Consider the following 20012-nt stretch of genomic DNA (forward strand, 5'->3'; position numbering starts at 1 on the left):
GTGACGCCGCGCGGTTCTCACCATGGCATGGCGACGCCGCCGTTCGGGCGGAGGATCTGGCCCGTCATGAAGGCGGAGGCGTCCGACGCCAGGTGGAGAACGGTGTGGGCCACGTCCTCGGGCTCGCCCACTCGGCCCAGCGGCGACCGGCGGGCCATGAGCGCCTCCGCGCGGGCCTGTTCGCCGGCCTCGTGCCGGTCGGTCATCGGCGTACGGATCCAGCCCGGCGCGACGGCGTTGACGCGGATGCCGTGCCGGCCGACCTCGTTCGCGAGAGTCTTGGTCAGCTGCACCACGGCCGCCTTGGCCGCGCCGTAGCAGAGCAGGCCCGGGCCGCCCGTGTCGACGGCACCGGATGCCATGGTGACGATGCTGCCCCTGATGCCATGGGCGATCATCAGGCGCGCCGCCTCCTGGCAGGCGTACAGCACACCCTTGAAGTTGACGTTCAGCACCCGGTCGAGGTCCTCGTCGCGGGTCTCCAGGACCGGGCTGCTGTGCATGATCCCGGCGACGGCCGCCAGCACGTGCAGCCGCTCGCAGCCCGCGACGGCCTGCCGCAGCCGTGCGCGGTCGGTGACGTCCAGACGGTGGGTCACGGCCGTGCCGCCCTCGGCCTTGATCAGGGCGGCCGTCCCGTCGAGACCGGGGGCGTCGAGGTCGGCGCAGTGCACATGGGCGCCCGCGCGGGCCAGCAGAACCGCGCTGGCCCGTCCGATGCCTCCGGCGGCACCGGTGACGAAGGCGGTGCGTCCGTTGAGGTCGTACGCGTCGACGGCCATGAAGGGACCGTACGAGCGTTTCTGACGGATCGTCAATCGGCGGGTCGGCGGCTTCTGCGGGCGGCCGGGGAGCCCGGTGCCGGGGCCGGGCCCGGCTGGCAGGTCGGGCACCAGTAGGTGGGGCGTTCGCGGGAGCCGTCGCCCTGGTCCGCGAGGCGGACCGGCGTGCCGCAGCGCAGACAGGGCCGGGACGCCCGGCCGTACACGAACAGGTCCTGTCCGCGACGGGCCGTCGTGGTGCGCACCGGGCGTTCGCGGTTGGCCTCCAGGAGCCGCTTGGCGAGGACGGGCAGCGCGGCCGCGCGGTCGGTAGGGAGGGCGCCCACGGGGAGCCAGGGGGTGGCACCGAGCAGGAAGCAGAGCTCGCTCTTGTACACGTTGCCGATCCCGGCGAGGTTGCGCTGGTCGAGCAGCGCCTCACCGAGGGGGCGGGACGGGTCCGTGAGGAGGTTCGCCAGGGCGCGGTCCGGGTCCCAGTCGGGGCCCAGCAGGTCGGGGCCGAGGTGGCCGACGACGCGTTCCTCCTCGGCGGTGCGCAGCAGTTCCAGGACGGGGAGGCGGTAGCCGACGGCGGTGTGCGCCGGGTTGCCGAGGACGGCCCGGATCTGGTGGGCGGGGCCGCCGCTCCACCGCTGGCCCGCGGTGAACACCTTCCAGGAGCCGTCCATCCTCAGATGCGAGTGGAGGGTGATGCCGCCCTCGAAGCGGGTGAGCAGATGCTTTCCGCGGGGGGTGACGTCCAGGACGGAGCGGCCGGTGAGGTCGGCCGTGGCGTACTTCGGCACCCTGAGGTCGCAGTGGGTCAGCAGCTGGCCCGCGAGGGCGGTGTGCAGCCTCTTCGCGGTCTGCCAGACGGTGTCGCCTTCGGGCATGGGTCAAGGGTGGCACGGGGGTATGTGTCTCACGCTCTCAGGCGCAGACCGCGTGGAGTCGCGATGAAGCCCGCTCCTTCCAGAACGGTGCCGATGGGTGAGGTCAGGGCCGGGACGCCGTTGACGCGCTCCACGGTGACCGTGCCGAGGGAGCCCGCACGGGCGGCCGCCGCGAGCGCCTCGGCGGCTTCGTGCAGCCGCGGGTCGTCCGAGGGTGAGCCGCTCGTGCCGTCCGGGTCGGCGAGCCAGGCCAGCAGGGTCTTGCCGCCGCGCTCCATGTAGAGAGTCAGCTCGCCGTCGACCAGGACCACGAGCGAGCCCGCCTTGCGCCCCGGCTTGTGCCCGGCGCCGGTGGGCGGCTCCGGCCAGGACAGGGCGGCGCCGTACGCGTTGGCCGGGTCGGCGGCGGCGAGGACGACCGCGCGGGAGGCGGGCGCGGGGCGTCTGCCGTGGCCCGGGGCGTAGGGGGGCGTGCCGGTGCCTCGCCAGGGGGCGTTCCGGGACGGTCGGCCGTTCGAGCCGTAGGGGGCGTCCGTACGGTACGAGTCGCTCGAGCCGTACGGGTCGTTCGGCTCGCGCGGTTGGGCGAGGTCGCGCGGGGAGACGTAGTCGCCCGGGGCGGTCCGGTTGCCGGGGTACGAGCGGCCGCCGGGCAGGGTCGGGTCGTCGGGGAAAGCGAACTCCCCCGGCGTGACGGGGTCGTTCGGGAACGTGAAGTCGCCGGGCGACGCGGGGCCGTCGGGGAAGGCGAAGGCCTCGTCGGTGAAGGGCGCGTTCGTGCCGAAGGCCCCCGCCGCCGGGTCCTGTCCCCGGCCGTCGGCGAAACCGGGGACGGGCAGGCCCTCGCGGGCATTGGAGACCGCGCGCAGGCGGTCCACCGCCCCGTCCATCGCGAACTGCGCGGCGCCCAGACCCTCCACGACATAACCGCGGCGGGTCTGTCCGGTCTCCTCGAAGGCGGACAGTACGCGGTACACCGCCGAGAACCCTCCCTCGACGCCCTCGGAGGACACCGCTCCCCTGGTCACCACGCCGTGCCGGTCGAGGAGGACCCGGGCCAGCGCATGGGCCCGCACGGTCAGGTCGGCGTCGCGCTCCGGCAGGAGCGACCAGCGGCCGGCGACCGTCGGGGGACCGGTGCGGGAGGCCGGGCGGGCCGCGGCGGTCAGCGAGCCGTAACGCCCGCGCGGGATCGTGCGCTTGGCGCGGTGGGCCGTGGAGCCCGCGGTGCGGCCGGAGCCCAGCAGGGCGCGCATCGGCGCCAGCGTGTCGTTGGTGAGGCGGCCGGACCAGGCCAGGTCCCAGATGGCGTCGGCCAGTTGGGGATCGGTGGCGTCCGGGTGCGTGGTGGCCCGGACCTGGTCGGCGATCTGACGGAAGAACAGGCCGTAGCCGCCGGACAGGGTGCCCAGGACGGACTCGTGCAGCGCTGTCTGCTCCAGCGGGTGGGGCGGAGGCAGCAGCAGCGGGGCTGCGTCGGCCATGTACAGCGAGACCCAGCCGTCCTTGCCGGGCAGCGAGCCCACCCCGGCCCACACCACCTCGCCGGACGCGGTGAGTTCGTCCAGCAGCGCCGGAGTGAAGTCGGAGACCCTGGAGGGCAGCACGAGCTTCTCCAGGGCGGACGCGGGCACGGACGCGCCCTGCAACTGCTCGACGGCCCGCACAAGGCCGTCGACGCCGCGCAGCCCGTGCCCGCGGCCGATGTGCTGCCACTGCGGGAGGAACTGGGCGAGCGCGGGCGGCGGCACCGGCTCCAGCTCGTGCCGCAGCGCGGCGAGCGAGCGGCGGCGCAGTCGGCGCAGGACCGCCGCGTCGCACCACTCCTGGCCGATCCCGGCCGGGTGGAACTCGCCCTGTACGACCCGGCCGGCCGCCGCCAGCCGTTGCAGGGCGCCCTCGGTGACCGCGACGCCGAGGCCGAATCGGGCCGCCGCCGTGGCGGAGGTGAACGGGCCGTGGGTGCGGGCGTGGCGCGCGAGGAGGTCGCCCAAGGGGTCCTTCACGGGTTCGGTGAAGGCCTCCGGCACGCCCACCGGCAGGGCGGTGCCGAGCGCGTCGCGCAGTCTGCCCGCGTCCTCGACGGCGGCCCAGTGGTCGGCGCCCGCGATGCGGACCCGGATGGCGCGGCGGGCCGCGGCCAGGTCGTGGGCCCACTGGGGCTGCGCGCCGCGCTCGGCCAGGTCGGCTTCGGTGAGCGGGCCCAGCATCCGGAGCAGGTCGGCGACGCCCTCGGCGTCCTTGACCCGCCGGTCCTCGGTGAGCCACTGAAGCTCCCGCTCCAGTTCGGTGAGCACCTCGGCGTCGAGCAGTTCGCGCAGTTCCGCCTGGCCGAGCAGCTCGGCGAGCAGGCGGGAGTCCAGCGACAGCGCGGCCGCCCGGCGTTCGGCGAGCGGTGAGTCGCCCTCGTAGAGGAACTGGGCGACGTATCCGAAGAGGAGGGAGCGGGCGAAGGGGGACGGCTCGGGGGTGGTGACCTCGACGAGGCGCACCTTGCGCGACTCCAGGTCACCCATCAGCTCCGCGAGGCCCGGGACGTCGAACACGTCCTGGAGGCATTCGCGGACCGCCTCAAGGACGATCGGGAACGAGCCGAACTCGCTCGCCACCTGGAGCAGTTGCGCCGCGCGCTGGCGCTGCTGCCACAGCGGGGTGCGCTTGCCCGGGTTGCGGCGCGGGAGCAGCAGCGCGCGGGCGGCGCACTCGCGGAAGCGTGACGCGAACAGCGCGGAGCCGCCGACCTGGTCGGTGACGACCTGGTCGACCTCGCCCTTGTCGAAGACGACGTCCGCCGCGCCCACGGGCGCCTGGTCGGCGTCAGCCGCCGTGTCGAGGGGGGCGCCCGTCTTCATGGGCTCCTGGTCGAGCAGCTCCAGGCTCATCAGGTCGGCGTCGGGCAGGCGCAGCACGATGCCGTCGTCGGCGTGCATGACCTGGGCGTCCATGCCGTAGCGCTCGGACAGGCGGGCGCCGAGCGCGAGAGCCCAGGGGGCGTGGACCTGGGCGCCGAAGGGGGAGTGGACGACGACGCGCCAGTCGCCGAGCTCGTCACGGAAGCGCTCCACGACGATCGTGCGGTCGTCCGGGACGTGGCCGCAGGCCTCGCGCTGCTCGTCCAGGTAGGACAGGACGTTGTCCGCGGCCCAGGCGTCGAGGCCCGCGGCGAACAGGCGCAGCCGGGCGTCTTCCTTGCCCAGGGAGCCGACCTCGCGCAGGAACGCGCCCACCGCGCGGCCCAGTTCGAGCGGGCGGCCCAGCTGGTCGCCCTTCCAGAACGGCAGCCTGCCCGGCACGCCCGGGGCGGGGGAGACCAGCACGCGGTCGCGGGTGATGTCCTCGATCCGCCACGAACTGGTGCCCAGTGTGAAGACGTCACCCACGCGGGACTCGTAGACCATCTCCTCGTCCAGCTCGCCGACCCGCCCGCCGCCCTTCTTGGGGTCGGAACCGGCGAGGAAGACGCCGAACAGGCCGCGGTCGGGGATCGTGCCGCCGGAGGTGACGGCGAGGCGCTGCGCTCCTGGCCGGCCGGTCACCGTGCCCGCGACGCGGTCCCACACCACGCGCGGGCGCAGTTCCGCGAAGGCGTCGGAGGGGTAGCGGCCGGCGAGCATGTCGAGGACGGCCGTGAAGGCGGACTCGGGCAGCGAGGCGAAGGGCGCCGCGCGGCGCACCGCGGCCAGCAGGTCGTCGACCTGCCAGGTGTCCATGGACGTCATGGCCACGAGCTGCTGTGCCAGCACGTCCAGGGGATTGGCCGGGACCTTGAGCGACTCGATGGAGCCGGTGCGCATGCGCTCGGTGACCACGGCCGCCTGCACGAGGTCGCCGCGGTACTTCGGGAACACCACGCCCGTGGACACCGCGCCCACCTGGTGCCCGGCACGGCCGACGCGCTGGAGCCCGGAGGCCACGGAGGGCGGGGACTCCACCTGGACGACGAGGTCGACCGCGCCCATGTCGATGCCCAGTTCGAGGCTGGAGGTGGCGACCACCGCGGGCAGGCGGCCCGCCTTGAGGTCCTCCTCGACCAGCGCCCGCTGCTCCTTGGAGACCGAGCCGTGGTGGGCGCGCGCGATGACCGGCGGGGCGCCCATCGCCGCGCCGGAGCCGCCCATCAGCTGGGCGGGGCCGTGCTGTTCGTCCAGGGGCTCGCCGGTGGCGCGCTCGTAGGCGATCTCGTTCAGCCGGTTGCACAGACGCTCGGCCAGGCGGCGCGAGTTGGCGAAGACGATGGTGGAGCGGTGCGACTGGACCAGGTCGGTGATGCGTTCCTCGACATGCGGCCAGATCGAGGGGCGCTCGGCGGCGGAGTCGCCGTCGACGGCCGGGGCGGTGCCCAGCTCGCCGAGGTCCTCGACCGGGACGACGACCGAGAGGTCGAACTCCTTGCCCGACTTCGGCTGGACGATCTCCACCTTGCCGCGCGGCGCGAGATAGCGGGCCACCTCGTCGACCGGGCGCACGGTCGCCGACAGGCCGATGCGGCGGGCCGGCTTCGGCAGCAGCTCGTCCAGCCGCTCCAGGGTCAGGGCGAGGTGGGCACCGCGCTTGGTGCCGGCCACCGCGTGGACCTCGTCGAGGATCACCGTCTCGATGCCGGTCAGCGCGTCACGCGTGGCCGAGGTCAGCATCAGGAACAGGGACTCCGGGGTGGTGATCAGGATGTCCGGAGGACGTGCGGACAGCGCGCGGCGCTCCGCCGGCGGGGTATCGCCGGAGCGGATGCCCACCTTCACCTCCGGCTCGGGCAGGCCCAGCCGGACGGACTCCTGGCGGATGCCGGTCAGCGGACTGCGCAGGTTGCGCTCGACGTCCACGGCCAGGGCCTTCAGCGGCGAGACGTACAGCACGCGGCAGCGCTTCCTGGGGTCCGCGGGCGGGGGAGTCGCGGTGAGCTGGTCCAGCGCGGCGAGGAACGCGGCCAGCGTCTTGCCCGACCCGGTCGGCGCGACCACCAGCACGTCCGAGCCCTCCCGGATGGCCTGCCACGCGCCCGCCTGGGCCGCGGTGGGCGCGGAGAAGGCCCCCGTGAACCAGCCGCGGGTCGCGGGGGAGAAGCCGTCGAGGGCCCGGTGGGCGGAGCTGACCATGCGTCCATCCTGCACCCACACACTGACAACGGCGCTGAGCTGCGGGTTTCGGGGGCGGGCGGGCTGCGGGGGCGGCCGGTGTGCCGCCGCCGGGCAGCCGGCCGACGGGCATCGACGGCCGATCCGAGTGGGCCCCGTCCCGGATGTCCCGGGCGTCTTGGCCGTGCCGGGCGGGTTTCCGCACGCCGATCAGATTGGCCGACAATAGGCGCATGGCGGGTTCCGGCGAGCGGGCACGGCACTGGCAGTACTCGGAACTGCCCGGTGTCGATCTGCTGCGGGCCCGGTACATCCGCAAGACGTTCGTCCGCCACACCCACGAGCACTTCGTGATCGCGGCCATCGCCGACGGCGTCGAGATCTTCCACCACGGCAGCGGCGACCAGTACGCGGGCGCGGGCGCGCTGGCCCTGGTCAACCCGGACACCCCGCACACCGGGCGGGCCGGAGTGCCCGAGGGCTGGCGGTACGGGGCGGTCTACCCGTCCCCGGACGTCGTGTCCGCCATCGCCGCCGAGACGACCACGATCCGCGGCACCCCGGGCTTCGTCAGGCCCGTGCTCGACGACCTCTACACCGTCGCCCTGGTCCACAAGGTGCTGCGCGCCGCCGACGAGGGCAACGCCCTGGCCGCCGACACACTGCTGCGGGTGGCAGTGACCCGGCTGCTCCGCCTGAACGGCGGGCCCCTTCCACAGCGGGCGGTCCGGACCGCGGGCGCGAGCGTCGCCGCACGCGCGCGTGCCGCGCTGGAGGACCGGATGACCGGGCCGCCGACCCTGGAGCGCCTCGCCGCGGACCTCGGCACCAGCCCCTTCGCCCTGCTGCGCGCGTTCCGCGACGCCTACGGGATGCCGCCGCACGCCTGGCTCACCGACGCGCGCGTACGGCGGGCGCGGGCGCTGCTGGACGCGGGCACCGCACCCGCCGAGGCCGCCGTGGCGGTGGGCTTCACCGACCAGCCGCACCTGAACCGGCACTTCAGCCGCATCGTGGGCGTACCGCCGGGCGCGTACCAGCGCGAGCGCAAGAACGTACAAGACGGCACGCGCGGGCTCCTCGTACCGTCCGAGACGTGGCAGAACAGACAGCGCTCACAGCGGACACACGGGCCGGCGGCCCGGGAAGGCGGGACACCGGCCGCGCGGCGGACACCGGTGGTCCGCGGAAGCCGGACGCGGCCGTCGTACGGGACGCCCTCGGAGTCGGGGTCGCCGTAGGGCTGTCCGGCTTCGCCTTCGGGGTGACGTCGGCAGGTGGCGGGCTCACCCTCCTGCAGACCTGTGCGCTCAGCCTCCTGGTCTTCACCGGGGCCTCCCAGTTCGCGCTGGTCGGGGCCCTGGCGGCCGGAGGGAACCCGTTCACGGCCGCCGCCGGTGCCTTTTTCCTGGGCGTGCGCAACGCGTTCTACGGACTGCGCCTGTCGCAGTTGCTGGCGCTCCCGCGCGCGGTGCGGCCCTTCGCCGCGCAGTGGGTCATCGACGAGACCACGGCCGTCGCGCTGGCCCAGCCCACACGCCGTGCCGCGCGGATCGGCTTCACGGTGACCGGGCTCAGCCTCTATGTGCTGTGGAACCTCACCACGCTGCTCGGCGCGCTGGGTGCCGAGGCCATCGGCGACACGGACGCGTGGGGTCTGGACGCCGCGGGGCCCGCCGTCTTCCTGGCGCTGCTCGCGCCCATGCTCACCAGCGCCACCGAGCGGGCCGTCGCCGGCCTCGCCGTGATCCTCGGACTCGTCCTGCTGCCGGTGCTGCCCGCGGGAGTGCCGGTGCTGCTGGCCGCGCTGGCGGCGCCCGCCGTGTTGTGGGTACAGGGACGCCGCCGGGGAGCCGAACCGCGTCGGTCGGGGCCGGTCGCGAGTTCCGGCGGAGACGGGAGCGCGTCCGACGGTTGGGAGTCGGCATCCGGCGGTGATTCGGGTGTATCCGGCCGCGGGGAGACGGCATCCGGCGGTTCGGACTCGGCATCCGGTCGTGACTCGGGTGCATCCGGCCGTGAGGACACGCCCTCCGGCAACGACGAGAGCGCGAAGGACGAGCGATGAACTTCTGGATCGCGATCGCCGTCACCGCGGTCGGCTGCTACGCCGTCAAGCTCGCCGGACTGCTCGTCCCCGCAGGTGCCCTGGAGCGCCCCCTCGTCAGGCGGCTCGCCGCGCTGCTCCCGGTGGCGCTGCTCGCCGCCCTGACGGCGCAGCAGACCTTCGCCGACGGCCGGACGCTGGTGCTGGACGCGCGGGCGGCCGGGCTCGCCGCGGCCGCCGTGGCCCTGGTGCTGCGCGCTCCCTTTCTGGTCGTCGTGGCGGCCGCGGTGCTGGTCACGGCGGGGGTGCGGGCGCTGGGCGGGTGAGAGGCGGCCGGCCACGGGGGCCGGGCGGACGATGCAGGACAGGGCCCGCCTCGGTGCGACAGGGCCTCGCGCCTCGACACCTCAGTAGTACTGCGGCACCTCACCCCCGGCGGGCCGGCGCCTCACCCGATGAACCGGCCGTACGCCCTCAGGGTGCGCAGGGCCTCGATCGTCACCATGGGACGCGCCTCCAGGGCGGTGCCCGGCGCCCACCGACGCCAGCGGACGGGCCAGCCGCCGTCCTCCTCCTGCTCGGCGGCGAGGAAGTCCAGGGAGCGTGCCATCTCCTCGTCGGTGAACCACGCGCGCGCGAGGGACTGCGGTGTCCTCGCGAAGTCGTGCGGGAAGTGGTGCTCGCCCGGCCCGTATCCCGGAGCCACCGGGTAGGCGTCGAGGTCCGCCGGGTCAAGCGCCGCGAGCCGCTGCTCGCGCACCAGGCGGCCCAGCCGGTCGGCGGCGGACTGCGCGCGTGACCGGTCGGGTGCCGAGTCCAGGAAGGCGACCGTGGCATGGATCTCGTAGGGGTGCGAACTCTTCAGCGACTCGACCGCCTCCCAGCAGAAGTCGGTGGCCCGGAACAGCCACGCGTGCCACACCTCGTTGCGGTGCAGCACCCCCACCACCGGCCCGGTGGCCAGGAGCTCGCCGGGCGGGTCGTCCACGATCGGCACGAACGGGGCCGCCGGATAGCCACGCTGGCTGGGATGCACCGCCGGAAGGGCGCCGTCCGGGGTGGAGACGAGGGTCAGGTAGCGGCAGACGCGCTCCACGCGCTGTCCGCCGCAGCGCCCGATGGCGTCCAGCACGCGCAGCGCGTGCGCGGTGTGCAGCGGCTGGCTGACAGGGCCGCGCAGATCGGGCTCCAGGGCGTGCCCGTATCCGCCGTCCTCGTTGCGGTAGGCGTCCAGCGCGGTCTCCACCGGATCGGCGGCGCCGTCCAGGAAGTGGTACGCGAAGAGCCGCTGTTCCAGCACGCGCGCGGTGAGCCAGACGAAGTGCTCGGCGCGGAAGAGCGGGGAGTGCGCCGGGGGCGTTGCGGGGAGTGGGGAAGCTCCGGTTTCGGACATGGTCAGACCGTAGGGCGGAAAGCGGTCCGGGAGAGCCGCCCCGGCCGGGGCCCACTCTCAGGGGCGGGATACTGATGTCATGCGGTTGACGGTCTTCTGGGAGCGGATGGCGGAGCACTTCGGTGCGGGGTACGCCGAAACCTTCGCGCGCGATCACGTGATGTCGGAGCTCGGCGGGCGCACGGTGGTCGAGGCGCTGGACTCCGGCTGGGAGGCCAAGGACGTGTGGCGGGTGGTCTGCTCGGTGATGAACGTCCCGCGGGAACGGCACTGAGCGGGCACCAGAACACAGGGCGGCCGTACGAGTGTCGGTGGCGTGGGCGAGACTTTCTCCGTGGCACCCACTGACGAGACGGGGCAGGCGGCCCCGCAGGCATCCGCGATCGGCACGACACCGCCCGCACAGCCCCCGGCAGGCGGCGCGGGACGGCCGGGCGCACGCATGCCGCGCTGGCTGCCGCGTGCCATGGTGCTCGCCCTCGCGCTCGTCGCCTGCTTCCAGCTCGGCAGCTGGGCCTTCCACCAGCTGACCGGGCTGCTGATCAACATCCTGATCGCGTTCTTCCTGGCGCTCGCCATGGAGCCCGCCGTGAGCTGGATGGCCTCCCGGGGGATGCGCCGGGGCCTGGCCACCGGACTGGTCTTCCTCCTGGTGATCGTCCTGTCCGCGGGGTTCGTGATCGCCCTGGGGTCGCTGCTCGCCGGCCAGATCATCAAGATCGTCGAGGGTTTCCCGCAGTATCTCGACTCCGTCATCAACTGGATCAACGCCCACTTCAACACCGACCTGAAGCGGGTGGACGTCCAGGAGGGCGTGCTGCGCTCGGACTGGCTGCGCAGCTACGTCGAGAACAGCGCCACCGGGGTGCTGGACGTCTCCGCGCAGGTGCTGGGCGGGCTCTTCCGGCTGCTGACGATCGTGCTGTTCGCGTTCTACTTCGCCGCCGACGGGCCCCGGGTGCGCCGCGCGCTGTGCTCCGTACTGCCGCCCGCCAAGCAGGCCGAGGTGCTGCGCGCGTGGGAGATCGCCGTGGACAAGACCGGCGGCTATCTGTACTCACGCGGTCTGATGGCGCTGATCTCGGGCGTCTGCCACTACATCCTGCTCCAGTCGCTGGGCGTGCCCTACGCGCCCGTGCTCGCGGTGTGGGTGGGCCTGGTGTCGCAGTTCATCCCGACCATCGGCACCTATCTCGCGGGCGCCCTGCCGATGCTGATCGCCTTCACCGTCGACCCCTGGTACGCGCTCTGGGTACTGATCTTCGTCGTGATCTACCAGCAGTTCGAGAACTACGTGCTCCAGCCCAAGCTGACCTCCAAGACCGTCGACATCCATCCCGCGGTCGCCTTCGGCTCGGTCATCGCGGGCACGGCGCTGCTCAACGCGGTCGGCGCCCTGATCGCCATCCCGGCGGTCGCCACGCTCCAGGCCTTCCTGGGCGCCTATGTGAAGCGCTACGACGTCACCGACGACCCGCGCGTGCACGGCCACCGAGGCCGCGGCGAGAACCAGGACCCCGGTCTGCTCGGCCGCGGACGCCGCTTGCTGGACCGGCTGCGGCAGGACCACCCGGGGGACGGCTCGGAAGACCGCCCGGAGGGCCGCTCCGACGGGGAGGCGCCGACGAACGGGCCGGATTCGGACTGACGGTCCGCGTCTCCGTCCCACGTGGCACGCGGGACGGTCCCGTGCCGCGTGCCACGCAGTCAAAGCCGCGATGTTGAGCATCCGCGCATACGGCGCTGAGTACGCGTACTCAGGGATCGGCGACGGTCGGTGACAAGACTGAGGGCACACCGACCGACTGGAGACGATCATGTTCAAGCCCCGCAGCGCCCACCGGCCCGCCCCCGCGACGCGCCTCCGTCGGCTTCCCGCCGTCACCGCCGTCCTCGTGGGAGCGGCAGCAGTGGCGGGGCTCACCGGATGCTCGGCCTTCGAGATCCGGGAGGAGATGTGCATGAGCACGGAGTACCCGGTCCTGGCGGTGAACAGCAGCGGTTCGGACTGCGTCCCGAAGGGCGAGGAGCCCGGGGAGGGGTACGCGCGGTACCCGGAGGGCAAGGTGCCGGAGGTCGTCGGCGACAAGTGGGACGTGTACTGGTACACGCACACGCTCGACGAGAACGGCAAGCTCGTGGAGCTGCCCGAGGAGCAGTGACCAGAGGGCACCTGGGCCGGGGCGACGGGGGCTGGGCCCACCTTGGCCGGGGCGACGGGGCCCGGCGGCACCTGGGCCGGGGCGACGGGGTCCGTCGTCATCGGGCGGCACGAGGCTCTCCCGCCCCTTCGCGGCAGGGGGTCCGCCGTTCCGGAGACACGCTTCCGGAGCCGCGTGGTGCGCTTGACACGAAAATCGAACATCCATTCTTATGGAGGCTCCGGCGGGGTTCTTCGTGGGTGATTTGATGTAGTTCATACGGAGAAATGCCCGAGTTATCCACAGGCCGGACCCGCGTCGGGGCGCATTGTCAGTGGCAGGCGTTAGCGTCTTTGACGTGAAGCGATCGACTCAAGCAAACCGGGTGGAACCCATGGCAGGAACCGACCGCGAGAAGGCGCTCGACGCCGCGCTCGCACAAATTGAACGGCAATTCGGCAAGGGCGCGGTGATGCGCCTGGGCGAGCGGCCGAACGAGCCCATCGAGGTCATCCCCACCGGGTCGACCGCGCTCGACGTCGCCCTGGGCGTCGGCGGCCTGCCGCGCGGCCGCGTGGTGGAGGTGTACGGCCCGGAGTCCTCCGGCAAGACGACCCTGACCCTGCACGCCGTGGCGAACGCGCAGAAGGCCGGCGGTCAGGTCGCCTTCGTCGACGCGGAGCACGCACTCGACCCCGAGTACGCGAAGAAGCTCGGCGTCGACATCGACAACCTGATCCTCTCCCAGCCGGACAACGGCGAGCAGGCCCTGGAGATCGTGGACATGCTCGTCCGCTCCGGCGCCCTCGACCTCATCGTCATCGACTCCGTCGCCGCGCTCGTCCCGCGCGCGGAGATCGAGGGCGAGATGGGCGACAGCCACGTCGGCCTCCAGGCCCGCCTCATGAGCCAGGCCCTGCGGAAGATCACCAGCGCGCTCAACCAGTCCAAGACCACCGCCATCTTCATCAACCAGCTCCGCGAGAAGATCGGCGTCATGTTCGGCTCCCCGGAGACCACGACCGGTGGACGGGCGCTGAAGTTCTACGCCTCCGTGCGCATCGACATCCGGCGCATCGAGACCCTGAAGGACGGCACGGAGGCGGTCGGCAACCGCACCCGCTGCAAGGTCGTCAAGAACAAGGTCGCGCCGCCCTTCAAGCAGGCCGAGTTCGACATCCTCTACGGCCAGGGCATCAGCCGCGAGGGCGGCCTGATCGACATGGGCGTGGAGCACGGCTTCGTCCGCAAGGCCGGCGCCTGGTACACGTACGAGGGCGACCAGCTCGGCCAGGGCAAGGAGAACGCGCGCAACTTCCTCAAGGACAACCCCGACCTGGCCAACGAGATCGAGAAGAAGATCAAGGAGAAGCTCGGCGTCGGCGTGCGCCCCGAGGACCCGGCCGCCGAGCCGGGTACGGACGCCGCGGTCTCCACGCCCGCGGACGACGCGAAGTCGGTGCCGGCTCCGGCGGCGGCCAAGACCGCCAAGCCCAAGGCCGCGGCTGCCAAGAGCTGACGGCGTGACACGGCGAACCGACTGGGCCGAGTACGCCCACCCCGGCACTCCCCGGGAGCCGGGGCGGCAGGGGGACGCGGGCTTCGCCGGGGACGGTGACGACTGGCCGGACGGCCCCACGCGCTCCGACGACGACGGAGGCCGCCGCGATGGGCGCCGCCGGCCGGGCGAGGGTGGCTCACGCACGGGGCGTGGGCGCCGTCGGCGGGGCGACGCGGAGCCGTTCGGCGAGGACGGAGGCACCCCTGGCTCGTCGAGGGCCGAGACGGGGGAGTCCTCAGGGGACCCGGTGGAGCGGGCACGGGCGATCTGCCTGCGCCTGCTCACCGGGACCCCGCGCACCCGCAAGCAGCTCGCGGACGCCCTGCGCAAGCGGGAGATCCCGGACGAGGCCGCCGAGGAGGTGCTCTCCCGCTTCGAGGAGGTCGGCCTGATCGATGACGGCGCCTTCGCCGACGCCTGGGTGGAGTCCCGGCACCACGGCCGGGGCCTGGCCCGCCGCGCGCTCGCCCAGGAACTGCGCACCAAGGGCGTCGACCCTTCACTGATCGACTCGGCAGTCTCCCAGCTCGACTCCGAGCAGGAGGAGGCGACCGCGCGCGAACTCATCGACCGCAAACTGCGCTCCACCCGCGGCCTGGACCGCGACAAGCGACTCCGCCGGCTCGCGGGCATGCTCGCCCGCAAGGGCTACTCCGAGGGCATGGCCCTGCGCCTCGTCCGGCAGGCGCTCGAGGAAGAGGGCGAGGAGACGGACCACCTGGGCGACGAGGGTTTCTGAGCCCCGGCCGCCCAGGGGCTCGGCACCGCCGCCCGGGGAGCGCGGCCTGCGTGACCGAGCGCGGCCTCCGTGACCGGACGCGCGGTTCCGCGACCGGAAGCTCGGATCTGGGACGGGCAGCGGATCTGGCAGCGGAACCCCGGTTCTCTCAGCGGAGCCCGGCCCTGTCACGGGACCACGGCCTTGTCACAAGGCCCCGGTGGGTCCCGTCACCGGAAGTCCCGCCTCCCTCCACGCCTGGAAGCCGCCCACCAGGTCAGTGGCCCGGTGGAGGCCCAGACGGTGCAGGGACTCGGCGGCCAGGCTGGAGGCGTAGCCCTCGTTGCAGATCACCACGACCCGGAGGTCATGGCCGGTCGCCTCGGGGAGACGGTGGCTGCCCAGGGGGTCGAGGCGCCACTCCAGTTCGTTGCGCTCGACGACATGGGCGCCGGGGATCAGTCCGTCCCGTTCGCGCAGGGCGGCGTAGCGGATGTCGACGAGCAGCGCCTCTCCGGCGAGGGCTGCGGTGTGGGCCTCGGTGGGTCCGACCCGCTGGTAGCCGGAGCGCACCCGGTCCAGCAACGCGTCGATACCGACCGGCCGACCGGCCTCACCGTCGGCCGCACCACCTTCGTGGCCCCGGGTGTCCACGGTCCGGCCGCCGCCCCGATGGACCGAGGGAAGCGGCGCCCGGCCCTCGTGTCCACCGGCATCCGCCGCACGACCCGGTTCATCTCCCGTACTCACCACAGCCCCTCCGTCCCCGTCGTCGACCCCGCGTCCGCGCCCCGAGGATCCCCGAAGCGCCGCACCACCACTCCCCGTCACGATGCTCACTGCCAGTCCTCCGGACGCTCGACCTGCTCCAGGCGCAGCACCGGGCCGGTGCGGCTGAAGCGGCGGATACGGGGCAGCGGCGGGTAGTAGGCGTGAACGGAGACCGCGTGATGCTCGGTGGACTCGTTGAGAACCTCGTGGACATGGTGCTGTCCGAAGCCGCGGCCCTCCCCTGCGGGCAGCCGGCGTTCGCGGTCCACGCCCTCGGTCAGCTCCAGGGTCTTCCAGCCGTCGGTGGGCAGCCGGATGGTGAGCGAGTACTCCGTCAGCTCGCCGCGGGCGGTGAGGAAGGCGCCGACCGAGTCGGCGTGATCGTGCCAGCCGGTACCCGTGCCGGGCGGCCAGCCGATCAGCCACGCCTCACTGCCGCCGGGGCCCTCCAGCCGGACCCAGGTACGGCCCTCGGGGTCGAGCGGCAGGGAAGCGATCAGCTCGGCGTCGGCGGCCGTGCGCCGTACGAAGTCGAGAAGGTCCGCCTGGGTCGGGACCCGGGCGGGCGCGGACACGGCGGAGGTGGGAGAGACAGACAACGGACACCGTCCTGGAGAAATCGCGAGAGCGCGCGCGGCGGCGGAAAGGCGGCGGCACGCGCGGAAGGAAAGGGATGCGAGTTCAGCAGGACGGACGACACACGCAGCCCGCATAGCGGACCAGGTCCATATGGACCCTCCGCCACAGGCGCACATCGGTGTCGGTCACGATCCGGAGTAGACCACGCCGGTCCGGACGGGTCAACTCACTGTCACCATGCGGACGCAGGGTGACAGTCGCGCGGAAGCGCGCGCGGTGGCCACCGGACGGTGGCCCCACGGTCACCTGGGCGCAGGCGGCCCCCCCGCGGTCACCTGGGCGCAGGCGGCCCCCCCGCGGTCACCTGGGCGCAGGCGGCCCCCCCACGGTCACCTGGGCGCAGGTGGCCCCACGGTCACTTGCGCGCAGAAGCGGAAGCAGAAGCGGAAGCGGAGCTGGACGCAGACGCAGACGCGGAGCCGGAAGCCGACGCGGCACCTTCGTGCCCCTCCGCCTCCTCCTCCGACTCCCTCTCCGCCTCCCTCTCCCCGGGCCCTCCGATCGCCGCCTCGGCCGCCGAATACAGGTCGGCCGGACGCACGCCGTTCAGCGCCGTGACGAGATGCCCGTCGGGACGTACGAGGAGGACGGTGTGGGCGGCCGCGCCCGGGTAGCTCTCGGCGACCAGCAGCTCGGCGGGATGCGGCAGGGCCGTCACCGCCGCCGCCAGGCGGGGCATCAGCCCGGCCGACACCCAGTGCCGACGCTCCCACACCCCCGTGCCCGGCGCGATCAGCACCACCAGCAGCGCGCCCCGGCCGAGCCGGTCCCGCAGCCGTACGAAGGTGCCGTCCTCGGCGGTGACCCGTACGTCGGCGACGGGCGCGCCCACAGGCGTGTCGACCGGGACCTCGGCCTCGATGTGCCGGGGGGCGAGCGGAGAGTCGGCGTAACCGCCCGGGGCGCCCACCGGGCCCTGCCCCAGATGGCCGTCCGTGAGCAGCGCGTCATGGCCGCGCCCCGAGCCCGGGACGTAGGCGCGCAGGCCCTTCCCGCCCCGCAGCAGCGGCAGCACCTGGTCGGCGGCGCGCAGCCGGGCGGCGACGACGGCGCGCCGCTCGGCCTGGTAGCTGTCGAGCAGCGACGGGTGCGGCCCGTGGTGCCAGGCGAGCGCCAGTTTCCAGGCGAGGTTGTCGGCGTCCCGCAGCCCCTCGTCGAGCCCCTGGGTGCCGAGCGCGCCGAGGAGATGGGCGGCGTCCCCGGCGAGAAAGACGCGGCCCACCCGCCAGCGGCGGGCCAGCCGGTGGTGCACGGTGTGCACACCCGTGTCCAGCAGTTCGTACGACGGTGTGGCGCCGTCGGTCCAGCCTGTCAGGGTCTCCCGGACGCGGGCGACCAGCAGTTCGGGGGTGACCAGGTCCTTGCCCGGCGGCAGCAGCCAGTCCAGCCGCCAGACACCGTCCGGCAGCGGGCGTGCGGTCACCTCCCCGGCAGAGGGTCCCGACATCCGCCACGGCGGTGTCCGATGGAGCAACGCGCGACCGGGCCACGGAAGTTCCGCGCGCAGCGCGGCCACGGCGTGTCGTTCCACAGCGGTCCGGCCCGGGAAGCGGATGTCCTGGAGCTTGCGCACGGTGGAGCGGGGCCCGTCGCAGCCCACCAGGTAGCTGCCGCGCCACCAGGTCCCCTTGGAGCCGCGGGTGCGTGCGGTGACGCCGGAAGGTTCCTGTTCGAGGGCGTCCAGCCTGCTGTCCACCGCGATCCTGACGAGCCGTTCGCCGGCCAGGGCCGCGCGCAGCGCGCCGGTGAGGACGTGCTGGGCGATGTGCAGGGGCGGGGTGACCTGCGGGGCCTCGGGTTCGGTCTCCGGGTCGGCCGGGGCGTCGAAGTTGATCTCGCGCATGACCTGCCTGCGCCTGACCGACCGCCAGCCGGACCACCGGGCAGCGGCCTCGTCGAGCGGCAGGCCGGTCAGCCGCTCCATGAGCGCGGCGGTGTCCTCGCGCAGCACGACCGTCCGGGCGAGGCGCGGTTCTTCCTTGCCGGGGCCCTCGTCCAGCACGACGGACGGCACTTCCTGGCGGGCCAGCGCCAGGGCGAGCGTGAGCCCGACGGGCCCCGCTCCGACGATGATCACCGGGTCCACGGCGCGGCGCTCCCTGCTCGTGGCGGTGTCTCAGGAGACGTCTGTGAACAGGAGGTTTGAGCAGGGTGCACGATCACAGAACGTATGCAACCCATTGCCGGTGCTTGCGTCAAGTGACGAAGGCAGTGGCGTGATCGCCACTGCCTTCGTGTCACTCGACGAGATCGACCGTGGATCAGACCGCGCCGCCGGCACCGGTGCCGAACGTACCGCCCGTTCCGGCCGGGTTCACTTCCTCGTCCTCGGCCGAGAGCACCGCGCCCGTGCTCCGCTTGCTGCGCCGCAGCCTGGCCTCCAGCCAGCTCGCGAAGCTGGTCAGGATGAAGTTGAGGATGATGTAGATGACCGCGACGACGATGAAGCTCGGGATGACATTGGCGTAGAACGCCGCGAGCGTGCCGCGGGAGTTGAGCAGCTCGGTGAAGCCGATCATCACACCGCCGAGTGCGGTGTCCTTCACGATGACGACGAGCTGGCTGACGATGGCCGGCAGCATGGCCGTGACCGCCTGTGGCAGCAGGATGCTGGACATCGTCTGGCCCTTGCGCAGACCGATCGCCTGGGCGGCCTCCGTCTGGCCCTTGGGCAGCGCCAGGATGCCGGCCCGTACGACCTCGGCGAGCACCGAGGCGTTGTAGAGCACCAGGCCCGTGACGACCGCGTACAGCGGCCGGTCCGCGCTGGAGACGTCGGTGGAGCGGGCGTAGAACTCGTTGGCGAACAGCATCAGCAGCAGCACCGGGATGGCCCGGAAGAACTCGACCACGGCGCCGGCCGGGACACGCACCCAGCGGTGGTCGGACATACGGGCGATGCCGAAGAATGCGCCCAGCGGGAGGGCGATGACCATCGCGAGCGCCGCTGCCTTGAGGGTGTTGGCGAGTCCGGGCAGCAGATACGTCGTCCAGGCCTCGGACGTGGTGAAGGGCTCCCAGAGCGCCCACTCCAGCTGTCCCTTGTCGTCCATCACCCGCCACACCCACCACAGCGCCAGGGCGAGCAGCGCGAAGAAGACGATGGACAGCAGGATATTGCGCCGTTTGGCCTTGGGGCCCGGAGCGTCGTAGAGGACCGAACTCATCGCTTCACCGCCAGTCGCTTGCTGAGCCAGCCGAGGAACAGGCCGGTCGGCAGGGTCAGAACCACGAACCCGAAGGCGAAGACGGCGCCGATCAGCAGTGTCTGTGCCTCGTTCTCGATCATTGCCTTCATCAGATAGGCCGCCTCGGCCACACCGATCGTCGCCGCCACCGTCGTGTTCTTGGTCAGCGCGATCAGCACGTTGGCGAGCGGGCCGATGACGGCGCGGAACGCCTGCGGGAGCACGACCAGTCGCAGCACCTGGCTGAAGCTCAGCCCCAGCGCGCGGGCGGCCTCGGCCTGGCCCACGGGCACCGTGTTGATGCCGGAGCGCAGCGCCTCGCAGACGAACGCGGCGGTGTAGGCGACGAGACCGAGGATCGCGAGGCGGAAGTCACGGGTCTCGAAGTTGTCCGGCGCCCCCATGCTCACCCGGAAGACGCCGGCGAGGCCGAGCGAGGTGAAGACGATGATGACCGTCAGGGGGATGTTCCGGACGATGTTCACGTACGCGGTGCCGAAGCCGCGCATGAGCGGTACCGGACTGACCCGCATGGCGGCCAGCAGGGTGCCCCAGACCAGGGAGCCGATACCGGAGAAGACGGTGAGCTGCACCGTGACCCAGAACGCCCCCAACAGGCTCGGGTCGTTATATTCAGATAGAAAATCGAACACAGTTTCCCGCGCTTCCGGGGGTAGGGGTGTGCGGGTGGGGGGGGGGGGGGGGGGGGGGGGGGGGAGGGGCGGGGGGGGGGGGGGGGGGCGGGGGGGGGGGGGGGACGCCCCCCCCCCGGGAACCGCAAGGGAAAAAGGGAGGTAGGGGCTATCTTTCCGTTATCGCGCGTCCGCC

The 20012-nt window shown here is 73.0% G+C and carries 17 protein-coding genes and 1 pseudogene; 8 read left to right on the forward strand and 10 right to left on the reverse strand.

From position 1 onward, the window contains the following. Positions 1-17: 17 nt before the first annotated feature. The 3 genes from ACZ6SQ_RS33505 to ACZ6SQ_RS33515 are packed head-to-tail and all read right to left on the reverse strand — an operon-like array spanning position 18 to position 6747. On the reverse strand, positions 18-782 hold the full coding sequence (locus ACZ6SQ_RS33505; protein ID WP_469568821.1) for an SDR family NAD(P)-dependent oxidoreductase: 765 nt from the start codon (positions 780-782) through the stop codon (positions 18-20). A gap of 32 nt (positions 783-814) precedes the next feature. Then, entirely contained in the window at positions 815-1654 is an 840-nt protein-coding gene (locus ACZ6SQ_RS33510) for an Fpg/Nei family DNA glycosylase (RefSeq protein WP_469568822.1), read from the reverse strand. 29 nt (positions 1655-1683) lie between these two features. Next, positions 1684-6747: an ATP-dependent helicase gene (locus ACZ6SQ_RS33515; protein ID WP_469568825.1), complete on the reverse strand. Its 5064-nt coding sequence runs from the start codon at positions 6745-6747 to the stop codon at positions 1684-1686. 212 nt (positions 6748-6959) lie between these two features. Between ACZ6SQ_RS33515 and ACZ6SQ_RS33520 the strand changes: the two genes are divergently transcribed. From ACZ6SQ_RS33520 to ACZ6SQ_RS33530, 3 genes and pseudogenes are all read left to right on the forward strand, one after another. Next, complete coding sequence (locus ACZ6SQ_RS33520; protein ID WP_469568827.1) at positions 6960-7967, forward strand: AraC family transcriptional regulator; 1008 nt, start codon at positions 6960-6962, stop codon at positions 7965-7967. A gap of 23 nt (positions 7968-7990) precedes the next feature. Continuing rightward, positions 7991-8582: pseudogene (locus ACZ6SQ_RS33525) on the forward strand (AzlC family ABC transporter permease); the annotation flags it as partial. 208 nt (positions 8583-8790) lie between these two features. Beyond that, positions 8791-9099 carry an AzlD domain-containing protein gene (locus ACZ6SQ_RS33530; RefSeq protein WP_469568830.1) on the forward strand — a complete coding sequence of 103 codons (309 nt, stop codon included), beginning with the start codon at positions 8791-8793 and terminating at the stop codon, positions 9097-9099. Positions 9100-9221: 122 nt separating this feature from the next. Here ACZ6SQ_RS33530 and ACZ6SQ_RS33535 read toward each other — a convergent pair whose 3' ends face one another. Beyond that, positions 9222-10166, reverse strand: a complete 945-nt coding sequence (locus tag ACZ6SQ_RS33535; protein ID WP_469568832.1) for a prenyltransferase/squalene oxidase repeat-containing protein — start codon at positions 10164-10166, stop codon at positions 9222-9224. Between the two features lie 79 nt (positions 10167-10245). On the opposite strand from ACZ6SQ_RS33535, the gene ACZ6SQ_RS33540 reads away from it, so the two are divergent. From ACZ6SQ_RS33540 to recX, 5 genes are all read left to right on the forward strand, one after another. After that, complete coding sequence (locus tag ACZ6SQ_RS33540; RefSeq protein ID WP_386386115.1) at positions 10246-10440, forward strand: DUF3046 domain-containing protein; 195 nt, start codon at positions 10246-10248, stop codon at positions 10438-10440. Positions 10441-10500: 60 nt separating this feature from the next. Continuing rightward, entirely contained in the window at positions 10501-11814 is a 1314-nt protein-coding gene (locus ACZ6SQ_RS33545) for an AI-2E family transporter (protein ID WP_469568834.1), read from the forward strand. 169 nt (positions 11815-11983) lie between these two features. Next, positions 11984-12328, forward strand: coding sequence for an SCO0607 family lipoprotein (locus ACZ6SQ_RS33550; RefSeq protein ID WP_469568836.1), 345 nt, complete (start codon positions 11984-11986; stop codon positions 12326-12328). 373 nt (positions 12329-12701) lie between these two features. After that, entirely contained in the window at positions 12702-13826 is a 1125-nt protein-coding gene (gene recA / locus ACZ6SQ_RS33555) for a recombinase RecA (RefSeq protein ID WP_469568838.1), read from the forward strand. Positions 13827-13830: 4 nt separating this feature from the next. Then, positions 13831-14607, forward strand: coding sequence for a recombination regulator RecX (gene recX / locus ACZ6SQ_RS33560; RefSeq protein ID WP_469568840.1), 777 nt, complete (start codon positions 13831-13833; stop codon positions 14605-14607). A gap of 186 nt (positions 14608-14793) precedes the next feature. Here the strand turns inward: recX and ACZ6SQ_RS33565 are convergent, their stop codons facing one another. The 6 genes from ACZ6SQ_RS33565 to ACZ6SQ_RS33590 form a co-directional block, all read right to left on the reverse strand. Next, positions 14794-15240: a rhodanese-like domain-containing protein gene (locus ACZ6SQ_RS33565; RefSeq protein WP_469568842.1), complete on the reverse strand. Its 447-nt coding sequence runs from the start codon at positions 15238-15240 to the stop codon at positions 14794-14796. A 182-nt stretch (positions 15241-15422) separates the two neighbouring features. Next, a complete protein-coding gene (locus ACZ6SQ_RS33570; protein ID WP_469568844.1) occupies positions 15423-15956 on the reverse strand; it encodes a cupin domain-containing protein in 534 nt (177 codons plus the stop codon). A gap of 82 nt (positions 15957-16038) precedes the next feature. After that, positions 16039-16242, reverse strand: coding sequence for a putative leader peptide (locus ACZ6SQ_RS33575; protein ID WP_469568846.1), 204 nt, complete (start codon positions 16240-16242; stop codon positions 16039-16041). Between the two features lie 109 nt (positions 16243-16351). Continuing rightward, the gene (locus ACZ6SQ_RS33580) at positions 16352-18082 is read right to left on the reverse strand and encodes an FAD-dependent monooxygenase (RefSeq protein WP_469568848.1); all 1731 of its coding nucleotides are present in this window, start codon (positions 18080-18082) and stop codon (positions 16352-16354) included. Between the two features lie 175 nt (positions 18083-18257). Beyond that, positions 18258-19163, reverse strand: coding sequence for an amino acid ABC transporter permease (locus tag ACZ6SQ_RS33585; protein ID WP_386386102.1), 906 nt, complete (start codon positions 19161-19163; stop codon positions 18258-18260). Continuing rightward, a complete protein-coding gene (locus ACZ6SQ_RS33590; RefSeq protein WP_469568851.1) occupies positions 19160-19837 on the reverse strand; it encodes an amino acid ABC transporter permease in 678 nt (225 codons plus the stop codon). The genes ACZ6SQ_RS33585 and ACZ6SQ_RS33590 overlap by 4 nt, the downstream gene beginning before the upstream one ends. Between the last annotated feature and the right edge of the window lie 175 nt (positions 19838-20012).

The organism is Streptomyces sp. NPDC048600 (assembly GCF_055587025.1).

What these genes read in the sequence shown, in the direction of transcription:
- ACZ6SQ_RS33540 (WP_386386115.1), top strand. Translation starts at nt 10,246, where the DNA reads ATGCGGTTGACGGTCTTCTGGGAGCGGATGGCGGAGCACTTCGGTGCG.
- recA (WP_469568838.1), top strand. Translation starts at nt 12,702, where the DNA reads ATGGCAGGAACCGACCGCGAGAAGGCGCTCGACGCCGCGCTCGCACAA.
- ACZ6SQ_RS33530 (WP_469568830.1), top strand. Translation starts at nt 8,791, where the DNA reads ATGAACTTCTGGATCGCGATCGCCGTCACCGCGGTCGGCTGCTACGCC.
- ACZ6SQ_RS33505 (WP_469568821.1), bottom strand. Translation starts at nt 782, where the DNA reads ATGGCCGTCGACGCGTACGACCTCAACGGACGCACCGCCTTCGTCACC.
- ACZ6SQ_RS33515 (WP_469568825.1), bottom strand. Translation starts at nt 6,747, where the DNA reads ATGGTCAGCTCCGCCCACCGGGCCCTCGACGGCTTCTCCCCCGCGACC.
- ACZ6SQ_RS33550 (WP_469568836.1), top strand. Translation starts at nt 11,984, where the DNA reads ATGTTCAAGCCCCGCAGCGCCCACCGGCCCGCCCCCGCGACGCGCCTC.
- ACZ6SQ_RS33585 (WP_386386102.1), bottom strand. Translation starts at nt 19,163, where the DNA reads ATGAGTTCGGTCCTCTACGACGCTCCGGGCCCCAAGGCCAAACGGCGC.
- ACZ6SQ_RS33520 (WP_469568827.1), top strand. Translation starts at nt 6,960, where the DNA reads ATGGCGGGTTCCGGCGAGCGGGCACGGCACTGGCAGTACTCGGAACTG.
- ACZ6SQ_RS33535 (WP_469568832.1), bottom strand. Translation starts at nt 10,166, where the DNA reads ATGTCCGAAACCGGAGCTTCCCCACTCCCCGCAACGCCCCCGGCGCAC.
- ACZ6SQ_RS33510 (WP_469568822.1), bottom strand. Translation starts at nt 1,654, where the DNA reads ATGCCCGAAGGCGACACCGTCTGGCAGACCGCGAAGAGGCTGCACACC.